The organism is Ruegeria sp. N10 (assembly GCF_056531545.1).
In genome coordinates, this window is sequence record NZ_JBQFLY010000003.1 from 247,777 (window position 1) to 266,340 (window position 18,564).

General features: G+C 58.2%; 21 protein-coding genes. 12 read left to right on the plus strand and 9 right to left on the minus strand.

The genetic code is table 11. The features are described from left to right. Positions 1-124 precede the first annotated feature (124 nt). The 4 genes from ACR0JI_RS06785 (at position 125) to ACR0JI_RS06800 (ending at position 2,966) form a co-directional block, all read left to right on the plus strand. Positions 125-292 (plus strand): hypothetical protein, encoded by a 168-nt coding sequence (locus ACR0JI_RS06785; protein ID WP_209598391.1) that lies wholly within the window; start codon positions 125-127, stop codon positions 290-292. A 108-nt stretch (positions 293-400) separates the two neighbouring features. Next, positions 401-778 carry a lysozyme inhibitor LprI family protein gene (locus ACR0JI_RS06790; RefSeq protein WP_480493908.1) on the plus strand — a complete coding sequence of 126 codons (378 nt, stop codon included), beginning with the start codon at positions 401-403 and terminating at the stop codon, positions 776-778. 93 nt (positions 779-871) lie between these two features. Continuing rightward, the gene (rlmN, locus tag ACR0JI_RS06795; RefSeq protein ID WP_480493907.1) at positions 872-2,059 is read left to right on the plus strand and encodes a dual-specificity RNA methyltransferase RlmN; all 1,188 of its coding nucleotides are present in this window, start codon (positions 872-874) and stop codon (positions 2,057-2,059) included. A 286-nt stretch (positions 2,060-2,345) separates the two neighbouring features. Next, complete coding sequence (locus tag ACR0JI_RS06800; protein ID WP_480493906.1) at positions 2,346-2,966, plus strand: cytochrome P460 family protein; 621 nt, start codon at positions 2,346-2,348, stop codon at positions 2,964-2,966. Here the strand turns inward: ACR0JI_RS06800 and ACR0JI_RS06805 are convergent. The 3 genes from ACR0JI_RS06805 to ACR0JI_RS06815 all read right to left on the minus strand — a co-directional run bounded on the left by ACR0JI_RS06805 (position 2,963) and on the right by ACR0JI_RS06815 (position 5,941). Next, a complete protein-coding gene (locus ACR0JI_RS06805; RefSeq protein ID WP_480493905.1) occupies positions 2,963-4,621 on the minus strand; it encodes a U32 family peptidase in 1,659 nt (552 codons plus the stop codon). The two genes, ACR0JI_RS06800 and ACR0JI_RS06805, sit on opposite strands and share 4 nt — an antisense overlap. 64 nt (positions 4,622-4,685) lie before the next feature. Next, positions 4,686-5,024 carry a hypothetical protein gene (locus ACR0JI_RS06810; RefSeq protein ID WP_480484160.1) on the minus strand — a complete coding sequence of 113 codons (339 nt, stop codon included), beginning with the start codon at positions 5,022-5,024 and terminating at the stop codon, positions 4,686-4,688. Continuing rightward, positions 5,021-5,941: a DnaJ C-terminal domain-containing protein gene (locus ACR0JI_RS06815; RefSeq protein ID WP_480493904.1), complete on the minus strand. Its 921-nt coding sequence runs from the start codon at positions 5,939-5,941 to the stop codon at positions 5,021-5,023. The genes ACR0JI_RS06810 and ACR0JI_RS06815 overlap by 4 nt, the downstream gene beginning before the upstream one ends. A gap of 159 nt (positions 5,942-6,100) precedes the next feature. Between ACR0JI_RS06815 and ACR0JI_RS06820 the strand changes: the two genes are divergently transcribed. Next, positions 6,101-6,484 carry a hypothetical protein gene (locus ACR0JI_RS06820; RefSeq protein ID WP_480493903.1) on the plus strand — a complete coding sequence of 128 codons (384 nt, stop codon included), beginning with the start codon at positions 6,101-6,103 and terminating at the stop codon, positions 6,482-6,484. On the opposite strand, the gene ACR0JI_RS06825 is transcribed toward ACR0JI_RS06820, so the two are convergent. Next, the gene (locus tag ACR0JI_RS06825; protein WP_480493902.1) at positions 6,485-7,585 is read right to left on the minus strand and encodes a cystathionine gamma-lyase; all 1,101 of its coding nucleotides are present in this window, start codon (positions 7,583-7,585) and stop codon (positions 6,485-6,487) included. A 3-nt stretch (positions 7,586-7,588) separates the two neighbouring features. After that, a complete protein-coding gene (locus ACR0JI_RS06830; RefSeq protein WP_267363716.1) occupies positions 7,589-8,431 on the minus strand; it encodes an LOG family protein in 843 nt (280 codons plus the stop codon). A 79-nt stretch (positions 8,432-8,510) separates the two neighbouring features. On the opposite strand from ACR0JI_RS06830, the gene ACR0JI_RS06835 reads away from it, so the two are divergent. From ACR0JI_RS06835 to dapD, 3 genes are all read left to right on the plus strand, one after another. Next, positions 8,511-9,422 (plus strand): threonine/serine dehydratase, encoded by a 912-nt coding sequence (locus ACR0JI_RS06835; protein WP_480493901.1) that lies wholly within the window; start codon positions 8,511-8,513, stop codon positions 9,420-9,422. A 44-nt stretch (positions 9,423-9,466) separates the two neighbouring features. Next, complete coding sequence (locus ACR0JI_RS06840; RefSeq protein ID WP_209598385.1) at positions 9,467-10,066, plus strand: GntR family transcriptional regulator; 600 nt, start codon at positions 9,467-9,469, stop codon at positions 10,064-10,066. A 109-nt stretch (positions 10,067-10,175) separates the two neighbouring features. Beyond that, a complete protein-coding gene (dapD, locus tag ACR0JI_RS06845) occupies positions 10,176-11,003 on the plus strand; it encodes a 2,3,4,5-tetrahydropyridine-2,6-dicarboxylate N-succinyltransferase (RefSeq protein ID WP_480474194.1) in 828 nt (275 codons plus the stop codon). Positions 11,004-11,301: 298 nt separating this feature from the next. Here dapD and ACR0JI_RS06850 read toward each other — a convergent pair whose 3' ends face one another. Next, positions 11,302-11,658: a cupin domain-containing protein gene (locus tag ACR0JI_RS06850; protein ID WP_480474193.1), complete on the minus strand. Its 357-nt coding sequence runs from the start codon at positions 11,656-11,658 to the stop codon at positions 11,302-11,304. A 116-nt stretch (positions 11,659-11,774) separates the two neighbouring features. On the opposite strand from ACR0JI_RS06850, the gene ACR0JI_RS06855 reads away from it, so the two are divergent. Then, entirely contained in the window at positions 11,775-12,119 is a 345-nt protein-coding gene (locus tag ACR0JI_RS06855; RefSeq protein ID WP_480474192.1) for a hypothetical protein, read from the plus strand. On the opposite strand, the gene ACR0JI_RS06860 is transcribed toward ACR0JI_RS06855, so the two are convergent. After that, a complete protein-coding gene (locus tag ACR0JI_RS06860; RefSeq protein WP_480474191.1) occupies positions 12,116-13,174 on the minus strand; it encodes a transporter substrate-binding domain-containing protein in 1,059 nt (352 codons plus the stop codon). The genes ACR0JI_RS06855 and ACR0JI_RS06860 overlap by 4 nt on opposite strands. 209 nt (positions 13,175-13,383) lie before the next feature. On the opposite strand from ACR0JI_RS06860, the gene dapE reads away from it, so the two are divergent. From dapE to rnr, 3 genes are read left to right on the plus strand one after another with little or no spacing between them, the layout of a single operon-like run. Then, positions 13,384-14,523 (plus strand): succinyl-diaminopimelate desuccinylase, encoded by a 1,140-nt coding sequence (gene dapE, locus ACR0JI_RS06865; RefSeq protein ID WP_480474190.1) that lies wholly within the window; start codon positions 13,384-13,386, stop codon positions 14,521-14,523. A gap of 3 nt (positions 14,524-14,526) precedes the next feature. Then, on the plus strand, positions 14,527-15,102 hold the full coding sequence (locus ACR0JI_RS06870) for a TIGR04282 family arsenosugar biosynthesis glycosyltransferase (RefSeq protein ID WP_480474189.1): 576 nt from the start codon (positions 14,527-14,529) through the stop codon (positions 15,100-15,102). 47 nt (positions 15,103-15,149) lie between these two features. Further along, positions 15,150-17,408: a ribonuclease R gene (gene rnr, locus ACR0JI_RS06875; protein ID WP_480474188.1), complete on the plus strand. Its 2,259-nt coding sequence runs from the start codon at positions 15,150-15,152 to the stop codon at positions 17,406-17,408. Here the strand turns inward: rnr and ACR0JI_RS06880 are convergent. Together ACR0JI_RS06880 and ACR0JI_RS06885 are read right to left on the minus strand one after the other, a co-directional pair. Next, on the minus strand, positions 17,399-17,785 hold the full coding sequence (locus ACR0JI_RS06880) for a DUF1801 domain-containing protein (RefSeq protein ID WP_480474187.1): 387 nt from the start codon (positions 17,783-17,785) through the stop codon (positions 17,399-17,401). The two genes, rnr and ACR0JI_RS06880, sit on opposite strands and share 10 nt — an antisense overlap. Then, the gene (locus ACR0JI_RS06885) at positions 17,782-18,480 is read right to left on the minus strand and encodes a glutathione S-transferase family protein (RefSeq protein ID WP_480474186.1); all 699 of its coding nucleotides are present in this window, start codon (positions 18,478-18,480) and stop codon (positions 17,782-17,784) included. Before ACR0JI_RS06885 ends, ACR0JI_RS06880 begins: the two co-directional genes overlap by 4 nt. Between the last annotated feature and the right edge of the window lie 84 nt (positions 18,481-18,564).

Consider the following 18,564-nt stretch of genomic DNA (forward strand, 5'->3'; position numbering starts at 1 on the left):
TTACTCACCCCAGAGCGCAAGATGCAACTTTACGCAGGATCAACCCGTTTACTTGATCCGTATCAATGTGAGCTCTGACGATTTCCGAACTAATCAGTTCAAGAGAAACCAAGGAGTTGCCACCATGCTGAACAAATCTCTTGCCGCGCTGATGATGATATCGGCCATGCTGCTGAGCGCCTGTGAAAACAAGGGCGAGACTTATCCCGTAACCGGCGAACAATGCGGACCGAACGATCCGGTCAAGACCCTGGATGCCGAAGATTGTTATGTCCCACCCGCGGGTGTCTGACGCGGAACCGCATTTCCGTTGATTCAGGGGGCCAACCTGCATCTAAACCTTTCTGGCAAAACATGTTACTCTGGCCTGACCCCTGCTGAATAGATGAATGAGGCGGCCATGCGTCTGATCTTGATTGCACTGCTTTTGCCAGCCACCGCAACCGCCGACCCGGCGTTGGAATGTTCCGACGCCGGATCACAAGTCGAAATCGGATCCTGCGTCGGAGAGATGGACACACGGGTGTCGCGTGCGCTGCAGGTGAGTTTTGATTTGGCGGTACAATCTGCCAAGGAGCTGGATGAGGTCACCGGGCGGGTGGTGGCTGAACCTGCCCTCATGGCGGCGCAAACAGCCTGGGAAACCTATCGCGACACGCATTGCGCCGCCGTCGGCGCGTCGTTTGGCGGCGGATCGGGTACAGGTATCGCAATCACATCATGCCGGGTGAATTTGGGGCGGGCACGCGTTGAAGAACTGTTGAGTTTTGCAAACTGACTGAAACGATTCCTTTTGATCTTTGCACAGGTTCCTATATAGAGGCGCATCCCAAGCCAGAATCCTTGAAGATACGCCTCAGCAGGTACCACAATGTCGCCCAAAGCGCCGATCACTCAAGACGTCATGACTCTCCCTCGTAAATTGCCCGAGGGGAAGGTGAACCTTGTCGGTCTCACCCGCGACCGTTTGCGCGAGGTCCTGATCGAACATGGTACGCCTGAAAAGCAGGCAAAGATGCGCACCGGTCAGATCTGGCAGTGGATCTATCAATGGGGCGTGCGCGATTTTTCCCAGATGACGAATCTCGCCAAAGCGTACCGTGCGCAACTTACCGAAAACTTTGTGGTCGAGATCCCTGAGGTCGTGACCCGACAGGTGTCCGAGGACGGCACCCGCAAATATCTGTGCCGGATCGCGGGTGGGCACGAGGTCGAGGTGGTCTACATCCCCGAGGAAGATCGCGGAACGCTGTGCATATCGTCTCAGGTCGGATGTACACTGACATGTTCGTTTTGTCATACCGGCACCCAGAAACTTGTACGTAATTTAACATCTGCCGAAATTGTCGGGCAGATCATGATGGCGCGCGACGATCTTGACGAATGGCCGACCCCTGGTGCACCAAAGGATGAAACGCGCCTTCTGTCGAACATCGTTCTGATGGGAATGGGTGAGCCGCTTTACAATTTCGAAAATGTCCGCGACGCGATGAAGATCGCGATGGACCCCGAGGGGATATCCCTGTCGCGCCGCCGCATCACGCTGTCGACCAGCGGAGTGGTACCCGAAATTGCACGCACCGCCGAGGAAATCGGCTGTCTGCTGGCGATCTCTTTCCATGCAACCACGGATGAAACCCGCGACGTTCTGGTCCCGATCAATAAGCGCTGGAATATCAATGAGTTGTTGCAGGCGCTGGCCAGCTATCCCAATGCCTCGAACTCCGAGCGGATCACGTTCGAATACGTGATGCTGGACGGTGTGAATGACAGTGACGAGGATGCCCATCGTTTGATCGACCATATCAAGCACCACAAGATTCCGGCCAAGATCAACCTGATCCCGTTCAACGAATGGCCCGGTGCACCGTACAAGCGCAGCTCGAACAACCGCATCCGCGCTTTTGCCAACATCATCTATCAGGCAGGCTACGCCTCTCCCATTCGCAAGACACGGGGCGAGGATATCATGGCGGCGTGCGGTCAGTTGAAATCGGCAACCGAACGTGCCCGCAAATCGCGCAAACAGATTGAGTCCGAAGCCGGTTTAACCCGGTAGTTTTTCTGTCGGGTTCATCATGGATTGGGTGGTCGTGCTTTGATTGTCCAAAATGACCGCCTGCACGCATGAAGTGTGCCTGTAAACTTAATGTTTCAGATACTGATTCAATATGCATAATTTGCTATATTTTAAAGATTCAATGCCGCAGGATGCAGGTTCAAATCGAAGCACAAGGCGGTGAGATTCTGGGACCTGAGCTGGTAAGAGATCCCAGAGCCGCTAGAATAAGAACACTGTCGTCACGTGGCGCTCAGGCGAACTGATTTTCAGGTGGGTCGTAATAATGGACTCCTATCTACGAATAATTCTCCAGCACAAAGCCATTGCGTGCGCGATACTTCTGATTTCTTCAGGACTGGCAACGGCGGATGGTCACAACGCTCATATCGCGATCGAAAATCCGGCAGAGCTGAGCAAGGATGAGGCCGCGGCCCACTACCATTCACTAAGCCGTCGCATGGCACGGGGGTATGCCGCGGCGCAACTGGATCTGATCCTCAACTACCAAAGCTGGCCGCTTTTTAACGACGCGCCTTATATCTCGGCCACGCACGGGCAGCGTTACGTAAACTCGTATGCCAACCGAATGGCACATAACTACGGGACATTGCAGCAAGGCGAAAAACTTCCCATGGGATCGGTGCTTGCCAAGGACAGCATGACGGTGACCGATGAAGGTCACATACATCCAGGCGCCATGTTCATAATGGAAAAATTGCCAGACGGTACCAGCCCGATCACCGCTGACTGGCGTTATATAATGGTGCTGCCGGACGGGTCGGTGTTCGGGGATACTATGGGGGACCGCGCCAGTGAGGTCGCGTACTGCCATGTCTGTCACGAGCAAGTGGCGGATCGCGACTATACGTTCTTTATCCCCGAAGAATATCGGGTGGGAAACTAAGCCGGTTCACCCGGCAGCTTGAGTTCTGTCGCCTCACGGCGGCTGAGCTGTTCGCCTTGTTTTCGTTTGGACAGTACCTCGCGGGCCAACGCGTATTTGTCATCCTGCCAGAAGATCAGGCATCCGTTGCAGCCCTTGCCGCAGCATCCTTCCGTGCCGATGCGGTTTGTCTTGAACCGGCGTTCGTTACCGTCTTCGCCAATCTTTTCAACCAGATCATCGCGACGGCGTGCATAAGCTGTTGAATTGTCGCGACCGGAGGTTTCCAATCCCTGCACGAGCTTGTCAAAGCGAATGCGGCTCCAGTGTTCGTCGGTCAGGGCGCGTTCCTTGCGCAGCACTGAATAGACCGGAAAACGGGCGCGCAGATCGTCGATATCCTCGTGATCAAACAGGGTGAAAGGCAACCGGATGATGGTTTTTGTGCTGCCATGAACCACGTCCAACCGTGCGCCATCATGGGCGCATTCGAAATCATAGACCCGCAGCAGAACCGTGTCGCGTGCGACTGGCGAGACGAAATCCAGCACATCACCCGGTTCCAGCTTGTTCTTCACCTCAACCAGAAAGGCATCCTCGGTCACTTCGGTGACGATCCCGGCATATTCCCATTGCGAGATCGAGGCCGTGTGTTCGTAATCATGTGCATAGTTTGTCAGCCGACCCTCGTGAAAGGCCAGCGTATAGCCGCGATTTCCGACGGTTTCGAGCTCGCGCATGTAAGGCTTGGGGTCCCAGTTTTCGGGATCCGCGAAATAGTCATCGATGGCCATACGATAGGCCCGCGCGACGATCGCGGCGTAGTATTCCGATTTGCCGCGCCCTTCGACCTTGAGGCTGTCGACACCGATTTTCAGGTACTCGTCCAGCTTCGGCATGATGCAGAGGTCGCGTGAGTTTAGGATGTACGAGCCGCGATCATCCTCTTCGACGGGCATCAGGTCACCGGGGCGACAGCCTTCTTCCAGCAGGAATTCGAACAGGTCGGCGTTTTCTTCGGTGATACGCAATTCCTGATGCGTACCATCCTTGAGGCGCAGTTTCAGACCGTAGTTCCAGCGGCAGGAATTGGCGCAGTTGCCCTGGTTGGCCCCGCGTTCGGCCATGAAATTCGACAGCAGGCAGCGGCCCGAATAGGTCATGCACATAGCGCCGTGCACGAAGGCTTCTAACTTGATATCAGGGCATTTCTCACGGATCTCGACCAGTTCGGGATAGGAAACCTCACGCGCCAGAACCACCAGCTCGGCCCCCTGATCCTGCCAGAACTTCACCGACAACCACGAACAGATATTGGCCTGGGTCGAGATATGCAGCGGCAGTTCGGGCGCGCGCTCGCGGACGTATTGGAATACGCCCGGATCGGCGATGATCAACCCGTCGGGCTGCACCTTGCGCACCGTGTCGATGTATTCGTCCAGTTTCGGGATGTCTTTGTTATGCGAGAACAGGTTCAGTGTCAGGTAGGCGCGCCGGCCATGGTTGTGGCAGAACTCGACCCCTTCAATTACCTCGTCCAGCGAAAACTCGGACTTGGTGCGCAGCGACATATCCGGCGTGCCCAGATACACGGCGTCTGCCCCATAGAGGATGGCGAGTTTAAGTTTGCGCAGATTGCCCGCAGGCATCAGCAACTCGGATCTGGGCTGGGTCATGGAAGCTACCTGACAAAGGATCAAGGCGGCCTTCTACGCCATAATCATTGCGCCCAAAACCCTGTTATCTGCGACGGAACCGCGCTGTGCCGATAACTTCGATCAGTTGTTGGCGCACCGGCTCGGGTTGCGCCTCGACTGCGTTCAGAACCTCACGCAGTTCGGCGCGCAGCCCATGCATCTGATCAATCAGCGAGATCATCATCGACAGCGCATCGGCCTCCATGTCGTATTGCTCGTGCAACTCGCAAGCCAGTTCCAGCCGGGCAACGTCGATACTGTGATAGACCAGCCCCTGCTCCGATTGTTCAGGGATCACGATCTCGGCCGCAAGATATTCGGTCAGGCGGTCAGAGGTCAGGCGCGAGACGGTTTCGATCAGTTCCTTTTCGGTCAGGGTCATGACGGCATTCCTTTCCGCGGATCGTAGCGGTGCGTTTCGCGCCAAGTCTCCATGAACTGCCTGAGGTCATCATCGATCTTGTCGGGCATCGAGACAGTCAATTCGATCAGTTGGTCGCCGCGCTGGGATGAGCCGCGTTTCTTCACCCCCTTGCCGCGCAGGCGAAGGGTTTTACCGCTGCTGGTGCCCGCCGGAACATTGACGTTTACACCACCATCGATTGTGGGGGCGGCGACTTTGCCGCCCAGAATAGCCTCATCTATACTGATCGGCAGCGTAATATGGATGTCGTCGCCCTGACGGTCAAACACCGGATGTTTGGCGACCGTGACGGTCACCAACGCATCCCCCGGAGGGCCTTCGCCATAACCCGGAGCACCCTTGCCGCGCAGGCGGATGGTCTGACCTTCGGTTATCCCGGCGGGGATCTTGACCTCGATCCGGTTGCCGTCTGGTAGCGTCAGTTTCTGACTGGCGCCAAACACGGCATCCAGAAAGCTGATTTGCAGGGAATAGTTCAGGTTATGCCCTGGCGCATGAAACTCATGCCTTTGCTGGCCGCCAAATCCACTGCGGCCGCGCATGAATTCGGCAAAGATGTCCGACATGTCGTCCGGGTCCGCCTGACGCCCGCGATAGGGGTTTCCAGCGGCCTCAGCATAGTCCCGGTAATAGTGTTGTTGCGGGCGTTCCTGACCCGATGCGTCGATTTCGCCATTGTCGTAACGGGCGCGGGTTTCAGGATCTTTCAACACGTCATACGCAGCGGCGGCGGCCTTGAATTTAGTCTCGGCCTTGGCATCGCCGGGTTTCAGGTCCGGGTGGCACTCCTTAGCAATACGCCTGTAGGCTTTCTTGATTTCGTCGGCACTGGCGTCTTTCGGTACGCCAAGGACGGAATAGGGATCGTCGCTCATCTCACACTCGCGGGTCAGGGCAGGTCTGATCTTGATGAAAGTGTTCTACCATGTGTTTTCAACGGGTCAAAAGGAAGAGGCGATTGAATTGTCTCGAAAAAACTTAGAAGCCTGCTAATATCTTCATATTTCTGATTGTAGATTGACGGAGGCCATCCCATGTCGCGCAGAATTAAATCCGCTTTGGCCCTGCTGGCCGGCAATGCCATCGGGCTGTTGCTGGCTTCGCTGATACTGTCCGGTTTCGCGATCAAACCGATCTCATTTATCGTGGTTGTGATCGTTTTCACCGTCGTTCAGGTGATCGCCGAGCCATTGATACTGAAGCTTGGCGAAAAGAAAGCGCCAGCGTTGAAAGGCGGGATCGCCCTGGTCGTGACATTTGTGGGCCTGCTGGTGACCGACCTCATCGCGTCGGGGCTGACCGTTGGCGGTATCTCGAACCTGCTGGCGGCGACGCTGCTTGTCTGGCTGGGGGCGCTGATCGCCAGCGTGGTACTGCCGATCTACGTTTTCAAGGACCTGCGTGCCGCGAATAAGTAATCACAGCGCGTTCAGGCTGACCTCGATCGCCTGCCACAGTTCGTCCACCGGTTCGCATCCAACGGACAGGCGGATGAAGGCCGGGTCGACGCTATCGCCCCAGCGCGCGCGGCGTTCGGCCGAGCTGTGAACACCTCCGAAGGATGTGGCGGGGCGCAAAAGCGGGCAGGTGTTGATGAAGGCTTCGGCCTTGTCTTCGCTTTCCAAAGTCAAGGATAGCAGAAATCCGAACCGTGCCGTTTGTGCCTGCGCCAGTGTGTGTGATGGATCATCGGCCAGCCCGGGATAGCGGACCTGCTTGACCGCCGGGTGACCTGCCAACCGTTCTGCCATTACCTGAGCCGAGTTGCACATCCGGTCGAACCGGACATCCAGCGTTTCCAACCCGCGATGCAACAGCCATGCCTCATGCGGTCCGGGGATCGAGCCGGAGACTCTCCGCCATTCCTCGACCCGTTCCATGATGTCACTGTTGCGGCTGGCCACGTGACCCATCAGCATGTCGGAATGCCCGCCCATCGCCTTGGTGTCGGACGACACGACCACGTCGATGCCCAAATCCAACGGACGCTGACCCAGCGGTGTCAACGTCGTATTGTCGGCAATCGTCACCCCGCCAGCAGACCGCACCTGTTTGGCTATAACTTTCAGGTCAATCATGTCCAGACCGGGGTTCGAAGGGCTTTCGGCGAACACAACGTCAAACTTATCAAAACCACCTGCGGCAAACGCAGTGGTCGGGCGCTCTTCAACTGTCACGCCAAGACGCGAAAGGAACCGGTCCGCCAGCAGACGGGTGACATAGTACCCGTCCGAAGGGATCAGAAGGCGCGAACCGGCTTGCACCGTTGCAAACAGAGCCGCAGAAATCGCGGCCATGCCGGACGGGAAGCTGAGGCAAGGCGCGTCTTCCAGATGCGACAAAACATGCTCAAGATGTACCCAGGTGGGGTTATCGACGCGGCCATAGGTCGGGTGACCGTCCGGCGCACCGGGCAGATGGAACATGCTGCTTTGCGTCAGTGGAAGGGCGACGGGTTCGCCTTTTGACAACGCGTTGCCACGCAGGTGGAGCATTTCGCCTGTCTTTGGGGTTTTCATCGCTCAGCGCCCCGGAATTTCGTCGCGGGGCGGGGCGGGTTCCCAGTTCTCGATGATCTCGGCCGCCTCCTGCGCGGTATCGACAAAGCGGAACAGGTCCAGATCCTCGTCCGAGATCGTACCGGCATCCGCCAGTGCGTCCCAGTTGATGACCTTTTCCCAGAACGCGCGGCCAAACAGCAGGAAAGGCACACGATCCATTCTGCCGGTCTGGATCAGGGTCAGGGATTCGAACAGTTCATCCAGCGTCCCAAACCCACCGGGAAAGATGGTGATGGCGCGGGCGCGCATCAGGAAGTGCATTTTGCGGATCGCAAAATAGTGGAAATTAAAGCTGAGATCTGGCGTCACGAAACTGTTTGGTGCCTGTTCGTGCGGAAGCACGATGTTCAGCCCGATCGAGCACCCGCCTGCTTCGTGTGCACCGCGATTGCCAGCTTCCATCACACCGGGGCCGCCGCCAGTGACGATCACATTCTCGCGGCATCCGGTTTCTTTCGATTTCACGGTCATCAGTCGCGCGAATTCGCGTGCCTCATCATAATATTTCGACAGACCGGCCAGGGTTTCTGTCCGCGCGGTGTGCTTTTGCGAGGGTTCGGGAATGCGGGCGCCGCCGAACATGACGATGGTCGACGTGATCTCACGCTCGGTCATGATCATTTCGGGTTTCAGTAACTCAAGCTGCAAGCGTACAGGGCGCAGCTCGTCCCGGCACAGAAACTCGTCATCCGCGAAAGCCAGACGGTAGGCCGGAGAGCGTGTTTGCGGTGTGTCCGGAACCTCTTTCGCGGTCGAGCGGTCGGTCTGCGCATCGCGAAACGGACTGTGGCGGTCTTCTCTCATCGGTGATCGATCCCTGCTTGCGTGTTTGACAAACAGCTATAGGGTTCGCGGGCAGAGTGCCAGTCACGGAAAGACGAGAATGAATTGGAAAAGTGAAATATCGGCAGCACGGGACCGCATCGCGGGATATGCGCAAGTGACCCCGGTTATGGAAAGCAACATTCCCGGCTATCCGGTTGAGCTGAAACTCGAGCACATGCAGCATACTGGCAGTTTCAAGGCGCGGGGTGCGTTCAATACGCTGCTCAGCTCGGATGTGCCGCCCGCGGGTGTGGTCGCCGCATCCGGTGGCAATCATGGTGCGGCGGCGGCTTATGCAGCGCAGACGCTGGGTTATCCTGCAAAGATATTTGTGCCGGAACTGGCAGGCCCTTCCAAGATCGCACTGATCCGGCAAACCGGCGCCGACCTGAGCGTTGTTTCCGGTGAATACGCAAACGCGCTGACCGCAGCGCAGGAGCATGAGGCAACAAGGGGTGCAATGCAGATCCATGCTTACGACGCCCCGGCCACGGTGGCTGGGCAAGGAACCTGTTTTGCGGAATGGGACGCCCAGGGCTTGCAGGCGGATACGGTACTGGTCGCTGTTGGTGGCGGCGGGCTGATCGCCGGGGCGCTGGCCTGGTTCGGTGGCGCGCGCAAGGTTGTGGCGGTCGAGCCGGAAACGTCCTGTGCGTTGAATGCAGCGTTGTGCGCTGGTGAGCCGGTTGATGTTTCCGTGTCGGGCATCGCCGCAAACGCGCTGGGCGCGCGGCGGATCGGCGAAATCTGTTTTGAACTGGCACAGGGTATGAGTTCGGTTCTGGTGTCAGACGATGCCATCGCGGCCGCACAACAGGCGCTTTGGCGCGCGCATCGCATTCTGGTAGAGCCTGCGGGCGCGACCGCATTGGCCGCCTTGACCTCGGGTGCGTATCGACCTGAACCGGGTGAGCGCGTGGCCGTTCTGGTTTGTGGTGCAAATATCGCGCCGGACCCGTTCGCTGAGTGAATTATCGGGTTGTGGATGTGGATGGTGGATTTTATCTATAATCCATGACTGCAATGATCTCCGACACGATTTACCAAAGCCTCAGCCAGCGGATCATCACCGGAGAGCTAGCGGCCGGTGAAAAGCTGCGGCAGGACCATATTGCCCGAACCTTCGATACCAGCCATGTTCCGGTGCGCGAAGCCTTGTTGCGGCTTGAGGCGCATGGGTTGGCCCGGCATGAACCGCGCAAGGGAATGCGTGTAACAGCATTAGACCCGGCAGAGGTTCGGGAGGTGATCGAAATGCGCGTGGCGTTGGAAACGCTGGCGTTGCAGCAATCGATGCAAAACATGTCTCCGGTCGCGTTGGAAAAGATCGAGAACGCACGTATCGCCTGTGACGAGGCGCAGTCGATGCCGCAATGGGAGGCCCTCAACAGAACGTTCCATCGCGCCATCCTGACACCTTGCGGGCTGCCTCGGCTTTTGCACGCAATCGACGATCTGCATATCGCAAGCGCACGCCATCTGTTCGCGCAATGGCGGTTGAAATGGGTGCAGAGGGCTGACACGGATCATGCGGCCATTGTGCGGGCGTTGAAGCGCAAGGAAATGGCCACAGCAACGGCGATCCTGACCCGCCATATCCGGCGCGCAAGCTGATGACCCTGAGCCTCAGACGCAATTGGGCCCGTCTGCGTCGCATTGCGCCATGGGTCGGGCTTGCGTATAGGCCAAATCAACGTGAACAGATTCTGTAGGGAGACACTCCATGTCCAACGCGCAACTGGAAGCCGCCATCGAAACCGCCTGGGAGGCACGCGAGACCATCACGCCCGCCACCACAGGCGAGCAGCGCGAGGCGATCGAGGATACGCTGAATGCGCTGGACAGTGGCTCGTTGCGCGTGGCGGAAAAGCTGGAATCCGGTGACTGGCACGTAAACCAATGGGCCAAAAAGGCGGTTCTGCTGGGCTTCCGTATCAAGGACATGGAAATCCAGCCGGGCGGTCCGCAGGACGGCGGCTGGTGGGACAAGGTGGACAGCAAGTTCGCCGGTTGGGGTGAAAACCAGTGGCGTTCTGCCGGGTTCCGCGCGGTTCCAAACTGCGTTGTCCGCAAATCCGCTTACATCGCACCGGGCGTGGTGCTTATGCCGTCTTTCGTGAACCTTGGGGCCTATGTTGACGAAGGCACGATGGTTGATACCTGGGCCACCGTCGGATCCTGCGCACAGATCGGCAAGAATGTGCACCTGTCGGGCGGCGTTGGTATTGGCGGAGTGCTTGAGCCGATGCAGGCTGGCCCGACCATCATTGAAGACAATTGCTTTATCGGCGCGCGCTCGGAAGTGGTGGAGGGATGTATCGTCCGCGAAGGCTCGGTTCTGGGGATGGGCGTGTTCATTGGTAAGTCCACCAAGATCGTGGATCGCGAAACCGGAGAAGTCATGTATGGCGAGGTTCCGCCCTATTCGGTTGTGGTCGCGGGTTCCATGCCGTCGAAGAACAACGTCAGCCTCTATTGCGCTGTGATCGTGAAGCGGGTTGACGAAAAGACCCGCTCGAAAACGGGCATCAACGAATTGCTGCGGGACTGATCGTTCTGATTAACGCGCAAGGCCGGGGCATAACTGCTCCGGCCTATTTGTTTTTTGGGTCAAGCCGACTGAACCAGATACGAAGTTCGTGGCCGCGATCAGCTTTGAAGTGCTGCTTAGCGGTTCTCACCCTGCATGGCTTCGACTTCAGTGCTTCCTGTGTTTACTTCAGCACTTTCGGTTTCGCTGCCGCCTTCGGATTCACCGTTGCCTTCGGTTTCACCATCGCCGCCGGATTCAACTCAACAGCTTTTCGGGCCGGAGGTCTTCAATCAATGAGGGAGGCCGAGACTCGCGTTCACTGAGTCTCTCGCCCAGCTAATCCCTTGATCGGATACCGGTCCGGTTCCTCGAAAACATCGATAACCCGTGTGCCAGCCTTGATTTTGCCGCCATGTTCCACGCCTGACGGGATCGAATAACTGTCGCCAGAGCGGTAGGTTAGGGTCTGCCCGTCGATGGTCAATTCAACCTCACCCTCGACCACTGTGCCCCATTGGGCTTTGTGAGAATGTAAGGGCAATTCGAAATCCTGAAGAAAAGTAAAGAACGCCACCAACCCTGCATCCGACCGGATCACGGCCGTTTGCACCACGTCGTCGGGGAACGGTACGTCGAGGCTGGGAAAACTCGTTATGAAATCTGGGTAGGGCATGAAGGCGTCCTTTGGTATCCGGGATCGGTTTATTCCGGGTACTATGGGCGCAAGGCGGGGCTCCTGCAATTGTTGGCTGCTTGACCGCGAACCGGCGCGGGGCTATGGCCCGGTGCATGGAGAAGCAAAAGAAACCCTCACGTCAGCAAGTCTATACCCTTTTGGTCCAGATTGGCCGCAAGGAGGGCGACGGCCTGCCTGATGGGGCGACCGGCGCGGCACTGATGTGCTATGCCAGCGGCGTGGATGAGGCCGAGGCCGTGCGTGAGACGGTTGCGATCCTGAAGCAGGCAGACACCGCACCGCTGGATGTCACCGGATATGGCACATTGGCCGAGCGTGAAGCGCAAGGCCACGATATCGAGCCGGACGAACGTGCGCTGATGCAAAGAGCATTGGATGAAAACGCAGTGATCGTCGCGCAGATGACACCGTTTTTCGAAGACGAAGCACAAGCCTAGTTTCGCGACCCGAACCACTTGCGATAGATTTCGTCATAGGTTCCGTCTTCGCGCAGGCCGAGCAATGCCTGGTTAACATCCTCGACCAGCGGTGATCCGGTCGGAAATGCGATGCCGTAATTCTCGCGCAGGAAGACGCCACCTGTCATCGATGCAATCCGCCGCCCTTCATGAGCTGCAAAGTAGGACAGGATCGGCGCGTCGAACACGACGGCATTCAGTTCTTCGGCTTTGAAGGCGTCCAGCATCTCGTTCAGTCCGGGGTAGCCGGTGAATTCGATCTCGCGCCGGTTCAGAAAGCTCGCCGCTGTAGACCCCGAGATTGTCCCGACATTCTTGCCGTAAAGGTCGTTCACCGAATTCACGCTGCCGGTAATGGCGTCCACCGTCATGACCGAGGTGATGCGGGCGGTAAACACCGACACGATGAACAAGGATGACACCACCAGGGTAACCCCCAGCATACGACCGAACGGTGTTCGCGGCATTCGTTCTTCGAACCCGCCATTCACAACCAAATTGAGTGCCCACCAGAACGATGGGAACCACGCCTCGTTAAGGTTGCGGTCGAAATAGGGTTGGGCACGGCGTTCAAAGCTCCACATCAGCATGCCGCCACCGAGGAGAATGGCAAAGGCCAGCCCGATAGCGATGAAAAGTTCTTTCGATAGCAGAGCCTGCAAAATCGAAGGTTTTCGTACCGCGTCCGAGGGCACCATGATCTGAAGACCCGCTTCAAAGATCGGCTGAGAAAAGTCCATTTGCGTTTCGCGCAGGGCGGTGATCGAGATATTGGCGATGGCAAGGTCTGCAGATCCGCTCTGCACGGCACCCAACATGTCAGAAAACGCGTCGACGCGGTTGACCGTGTAGTCCCAGTTCAGAGCCTCGGCCAGGGCCGCCAGCAAATCCATGGAAAAACCGGTTTCATGGCCGCCCTCGACATAGGAAAACGGCGGGCGGGTCACTGTTGTGACCGAAAGGGACTGTGCCAGGCTCTGCTGTGCGATGACGGCGAAAGTCAGGCAGATCAGTGCGAAGAGGGCGCGCTTCATATTCAATTCACCTGTTTCGCGGCCCTGTAACGCGAATTTGTAGCGGGCGGCAAGGTGGTCGCAGGGTAAAGTTCCATGTTTTATTGGGGTGCCGCTTTGACATCTACATATTCGGATGACCGTTTTTTTACGGATTGGGGTTGGAAAACCGGCCAAATCGTTGAATCTGTGCGCGAACCCGCGTCAGACACAGTTTCAGAGGTCCCCGCATGACTGATCCCGTCCAATTGACAGCCGAACTGATCCGTTGCCCTTCGGTCACACCTTCAGAGGGCGGAGCACTTGTTTTGCTTGAGACAGTGCTGTCGGAGGCAGGTTTCGAATGCACGCGCGTCGATCGCGGCGGCATCAGTAACCTGTTCGCGCGTTGGGGGCAGAAAGGTCATGCGCGTAGTTTCGGATTTAACGGTCACACAGACGTCGTCCCTGTCGGCGACGAAGCTGCCTGGACTGCGCCGCCCTTCGGGGCCGAAGTGCGGGATGGTGTGATGTATGGGCGCGGTACTACCGATATGAAATCCGGTGTTGCGGCTTTTGCGGCTGCCGCAATGGATTTCGTGCGTGACACCCCGCCGGATGGGGCAATTGTTCTGGCGATTACTGGTGATGAGGAAGGCGATGCGTTGGACGGCACCACTGCGCTTCTCGATTACATGGAAGGCGCGGGTGAGCGTATGTCGGTCTGTCTGGTGGGTGAGCCAACATGCCCGAACAAAATGGGTGAGATGATCAAGATCGGTCGCCGGGGCTCAATGACTGCGTGGTTTAAGATTACAGGTGTGCAGGGACATTCGGCTTATCCCCATCGGGCCAAAAACCCTCTGCCCGCCATGGCGCGGCTGATGGATCGGCTTGCCAGCCATGAACTGGATCAGGGCACGGACCATTTCGACGCCTCAACACTGGCTGTTGTCACCATCGACACCGGAAACGCCGCAACCAACGTGATCCCGTCGCAATGCAGCGGCGCGGTCAATATCCGCTTTAACGATCTGCATTCCGGGGCCAGCCTGAGTGACTGGTTGCAATCAGAGGCGGATCAGGTGGCAGCCCAATACGGTGTCGACATCGGTGTCACGATCAGCATATCGGGTGAAAGTTTTCTGACCCCACCAGGGCCTTTGTCGGATCTGGTGGCCAAAGCGGTCGAAGCCGAAACCGGCGTTACGCCTGAACTGTCGACAACCGGCGGCACCTCGGATGCGCGCTTTGTCAAAAACCATTGTCCGGTGGTGGAGTTCGGCTTGGTCGGACGCACGATGCATCAGGTGGACGAGTGCGTTGAGGTTGTGCAGATCGAGCAACTCAAATCGATCTATACCCGTATCCTGACGGATTATTTCGCCTGATCCATGCAGCGCACATTGGTGATCATGGTCAAGGAACCTCGACCGGGCCGTGTCAAGACGCGGCTGGGGCGTGATATCGGCATGGTTGGTGCCGCGTGGTGGTTTCGGCACCAGACCCGCGCTTTGATCCGAAAGCTGCGTGACCCTCGCTGGCAGATCGTGCTGGCCGTGTCGCCCGATGCAGAAGGTCTTGCAAGCCGTATCTGGCCCGTTGATCTGCCGCGCGCGCCGCAGGGGTCCGGCGATCTGGGGGACCGGATGAGACGGATGTTGCGCGGAATGCCCAAGGGGCCGGTTTGCCTGATCGGAGCGGATACTCCGGGTATTTCGCGTGCACATATTGCCCGCGCTTTTGGAGCGCTTAGGCGAACCCAGATGGTGTTCGGCCCCGCGCCGGATGGCGGCTATTGGCTGGTCGGTGCGCAGCGCTATGGCGCGCTGCCCGCAGGTCTGTTCCACGATGTGCGCTGGTCCACAGAACATGCATTGGCCGACACACTTGCCTCAATCCCAAACTGCCGTGTGACCCTGCTGGACCAGCTGCGCGATGTGGATACGGTCGCTGATCTGAAACCCTGAGGTTTTTTGGTCATGACGCGGTCGCAAACGCGTGCTACGCCGGAAGCATGACTCGCATCCCCACCAAGCAGGAGGTCCTTGACTGGATCTCGGCGAACCCCACCCTGACCTCGAAACGCGACATCGCCAAAGCCTTTGGTATCAAGGGCGCGGATCGCATTGACCTCAAGCGCATCCTCAAAGAGCTTGAGGCCGAAGGACATCTTGAAAAACGCAAGCGCAGCTATCGCGATCCAGACCGTCTTCCACCTGTCAGTGTCTTGCAGGTGAAGGCCCCGAATGCCGATGGTGATCTGTTTGCCCGTCCACTGGAATGGCATGGCGAAGGCGTCGAGCCCATCGTTCTCATCATCGCGCGGGCCAGCGACCCGGCCCTGGGTGAGGGTGACCGCATTCTGGCCCGCCTGACCGTCGTGCACGAAGAAGATCACAATTACGAAGCCCGCCTGATCCGCCGAATCGGGACCAACCCGCGCAAGATCGTGGGCATATTCCGTAAAGGGGCCGAAGGGGGCAGAATCGTTCCTATCGACAAGGCAGGCCAGACTGAATGGCTGGTTGCCGATGGCGCGGTGCATGGTGCCAAAGACGGCGAATTAGTCGAGGCCGAACAGGCCGGGCCGAAAAACCGTATGGGCCTGCCGCGCGCGCGCATCGTTGAACGGCTGGGTGATCCGACCGCGCCCAAGGCTGTTTCGCTGATCGCGATCCACCAGCACGGTATCCCGGATGACTTTCCCGACAAGGTCATTGCAGAAGCAGACAATGCCAAACCCGTTGGCCTGAAGGGCCGCGAGGACCTGCGGGACATGCCGCTGCTGACCATCGACCCTTCGGATGCGCGCGATCGTGATGATGCCTGTTACGCGCACGCGGATGAAGACCCCAAGAACCCTGGTGGACATGTGATCTGGGTCGCTATCGCCGATGTTGCTGCTTATGTGCTGCCCGGCTCGGCCCTGGACCGCGAGGCGCGCAAGCGGGGCAATTCAAGTTATTTCCCTGACCGTGTGGTGCCGATGCTGCCTGATCGGCTGTCGGGTGATCTGTGTTCCCTGCATGAAGGCGTCCCGCGCGCCTGTGTCGCTGTGCGGATGCAGATTGACGCGGACGGTAACAAGATTGGTCATCGTTTTGTGCGGGGGTTGATGCGTTCGGTTGCGTCACTGAACTATGCCGAAGTGCAGGAGGCCATCGACGGCAACCCGAACGACCGCACTGGGCCATTGCTGGAGACGGTCTTGAAACCGCTTTACGCCGCCTATGCCGCGCTAAAGAAAGCGCGGGCTGTGCGACAGCCACTGGAACTGGACCTGCCCGAGCGTAAGATCGTGCTCAGCGAGACGGGTCATGTTGAAAGCGTGGCGTTCCGCGACCGGTTGGATGCGCATCGGTTGATCGAAGAGTTCATGATCCTCGCCAACGTCTCGGCTGCCGAGACACTTATCGCCAAGCGCCGTCCGCTGCTGTTTCGCGTGCACGAGGAACCCGCGCCCGAGAAACTGGAAAGCCTGCGGGAAACGGCGCAGGCCGCCGGATTAAACCTTGCCAAGGGGCAGGTGCTGCAAACCCGACACCTGAATGCGCTGCTGAACGCCGCCGCCGGGACCGAGGATGCGGAACTGATCAACCTGACCACCCTGCGGTCGATGGCACAGGCCTATTACAACCCTGAAAACTTCGGCCATTTCGGGCTGGCGCTGCGGAACTACGCGCATTTCACCTCGCCGATCCGGCGCTATGCCGACTTGGTCGTGCATCGGTCGCTGATCTCAGCCCACGGTTGGGGCACGGACGGTTTGACCGAAGACGAGATTACCCGGCTCGAAGAAACGGCGACTCATATTTCAGATACCGAACGCCGATCCATGATGGCTGAACGGGACACGACTGATCGCTATCTGGCCGCGTATCTGAGCGAGCGTGTCGGCAATGAATTCACGGGCCGGATCAGCGGCATTGCCCGGTTTGGTGCATTTGTCAAAATGGACGAAACCGGCGCGGATGGCTTGGTTCCGGTGCGATCATTGGGGCGCGAGTTCTTCCATTTCGACCGCGAGGCCGGGACACTTATGGGGGCGGACACGGGGCTGATTATCGCCATCGGCCAACGTGTCACCGTTCGACTGACCGAAGCGACACCTGTGACCGGCGGGTTGGAGCTGGAGCTGCTGTCCATCGATGACCAGGCCTTGCCGCGCGGACATGGGCCAAAAGGGCGATCATCCCGGCGCAAAGCGATCAGCACCAAGCGCAAGAAAGACAAGATCAAGCGCAAGGTCGAACGCAAACGCCGTCAGAGGTGATAGGTCAACGCCCGGGCAATCAGCCATCCGTGGCGTGTTGGATCGATTTGTGTAGTGTCATCAAACAGAACGGCACGGTTCCCATCTATCTGGTCCTCGCCCGGAAAGGCGGATGTGAAATCGCTTATCAACCGGGTTCGGCAGTGCACAAACAAGGCGAAACTTGCCGACTTGTGCGCGCCCAGCCGGATCGTTGACCCCTTGGGCGCAAGATAGGCGGGCTGACCCCACCGCAGTTCCTCTTGCACCGTGGGGGCGGCAGGCAGAGAGGCTGCCGTGTCAAACACAAGCGCCCGCAAGGCCAGAGCCCCCGCACGGATTTGCGGGGGCAGGGCTTCAAAGGCCGAAGCGACCAAAGGGTTTTCAAAGGGTTTCATGCAATTGGTATCGCCTGTTCCAACCGATCCACGTAGCTGTTTAGCAGGTTATCCTGTTTGATCCGGCGGGTCAGGGGGGTGTCCGCAGGTGTGGCGCGCATCGCGGCAAGCATTGGACCAACGCTCATGTCAGCCGATGTCGGCCGGTCCCCAAGCAGGAAAGAGGATTGCCACAGATAGGCCGAGATCGCCTCGAGGTCACGTTCGATCCGGTCCAGCCGTTCGGACAGCGAAAACCGCCCGATTCCCTGCGACGTGATCCCCTTCAGAACGGATTTCCGGATCGCATTGGATGCGGGTTTTCGGATCAACGCCGGAATTCTAGTAAAGAACGTATCACGCAAGATCGGCCAGACTTGGTCATTGCCCCAGCGATCCAGAACGATGTGAAAATACAGATGCTCTTCGGCCATGCGCACCAGGGCGCGGGACTGCGCCTTTTCGACATCCGTCAACCCTTTGTCGAAATCCGCGCCCTGCTGTTCCAACCAATCGCGGATCAGGTCGCTGTCCGGGACCAGGCGTTCCGGCGTCCGCAAAACGGGCAGCTTCTGGTGGGGCATCTTGCGGGGGTCAAGCATGTCCGAGCGCTGCCAGGTCTGGCCGGACTGCTGAAGCATCAATGCTGTCTTGACACAGAAGGGGCTGGCACTGAACAGGCCGAAGGCAGAGGGGAAGGTGAGAAGCGTCAGCATTATAAGGCTCCGTGTTATGGGGTGCTGACTGAGTATCGGGACCTAATGACAGTTTCTGTCATTAGGGATAAGCTATAATACATC

Bases quoted from the DNA above. Each gene is read 5' to 3' on its own strand.
- ACR0JI_RS06835 (WP_480493901.1), top strand. From the start codon at position 8,511: ATGAATTGGAAAAGTGAAATATCGGCAGCACGGGACCGCATCGCGGGA.
- ACR0JI_RS06820 (WP_480493903.1), top strand. From the start codon at position 6,101: ATGTCGCGCAGAATTAAATCCGCTTTGGCCCTGCTGGCCGGCAATGCC.
- dapD (WP_480474194.1), top strand. From the start codon at position 10,176: ATGTCCAACGCGCAACTGGAAGCCGCCATCGAAACCGCCTGGGAGGCA.
- ACR0JI_RS06850 (WP_480474193.1), bottom strand. From the start codon at position 11,658: ATGCCCTACCCAGATTTCATAACGAGTTTTCCCAGCCTCGACGTACCG.
- rlmN (WP_480493907.1), top strand. From the start codon at position 872: ATGTCGCCCAAAGCGCCGATCACTCAAGACGTCATGACTCTCCCTCGT.
- ACR0JI_RS06815 (WP_480493904.1), bottom strand. From the start codon at position 5,941: ATGAGCGACGATCCCTATTCCGTCCTTGGCGTACCGAAAGACGCCAGT.
- ACR0JI_RS06855 (WP_480474192.1), top strand. From the start codon at position 11,775: ATGGAGAAGCAAAAGAAACCCTCACGTCAGCAAGTCTATACCCTTTTG.
- ACR0JI_RS06800 (WP_480493906.1), top strand. From the start codon at position 2,346: ATGGACTCCTATCTACGAATAATTCTCCAGCACAAAGCCATTGCGTGC.
- dapE (WP_480474190.1), top strand. From the start codon at position 13,384: ATGACTGATCCCGTCCAATTGACAGCCGAACTGATCCGTTGCCCTTCG.
- ACR0JI_RS06880 (WP_480474187.1), bottom strand. From the start codon at position 17,785: ATGAAACCCTTTGAAAACCCTTTGGTCGCTTCGGCCTTTGAAGCCCTG.
- ACR0JI_RS06805 (WP_480493905.1), bottom strand. From the start codon at position 4,621: ATGACCCAGCCCAGATCCGAGTTGCTGATGCCTGCGGGCAATCTGCGC.
- ACR0JI_RS06870 (WP_480474189.1), top strand. From the start codon at position 14,527: ATGCAGCGCACATTGGTGATCATGGTCAAGGAACCTCGACCGGGCCGT.
- ACR0JI_RS06830 (WP_267363716.1), bottom strand. From the start codon at position 8,431: ATGAGAGAAGACCGCCACAGTCCGTTTCGCGATGCGCAGACCGACCGC.
- ACR0JI_RS06785 (WP_209598391.1), top strand. From the start codon at position 125: ATGCTGAACAAATCTCTTGCCGCGCTGATGATGATATCGGCCATGCTG.
- ACR0JI_RS06840 (WP_209598385.1), top strand. From the start codon at position 9,467: ATGACTGCAATGATCTCCGACACGATTTACCAAAGCCTCAGCCAGCGG.
- ACR0JI_RS06790 (WP_480493908.1), top strand. From the start codon at position 401: ATGCGTCTGATCTTGATTGCACTGCTTTTGCCAGCCACCGCAACCGCC.
- ACR0JI_RS06860 (WP_480474191.1), bottom strand. From the start codon at position 13,174: ATGAAGCGCGCCCTCTTCGCACTGATCTGCCTGACTTTCGCCGTCATC.
- rnr (WP_480474188.1), top strand. From the start codon at position 15,150: ATGACTCGCATCCCCACCAAGCAGGAGGTCCTTGACTGGATCTCGGCG.
- ACR0JI_RS06825 (WP_480493902.1), bottom strand. From the start codon at position 7,585: ATGAAAACCCCAAAGACAGGCGAAATGCTCCACCTGCGTGGCAACGCG.
- ACR0JI_RS06885 (WP_480474186.1), bottom strand. From the start codon at position 18,480: ATGCTGACGCTTCTCACCTTCCCCTCTGCCTTCGGCCTGTTCAGTGCC.
- ACR0JI_RS06810 (WP_480484160.1), bottom strand. From the start codon at position 5,024: ATGACCCTGACCGAAAAGGAACTGATCGAAACCGTCTCGCGCCTGACC.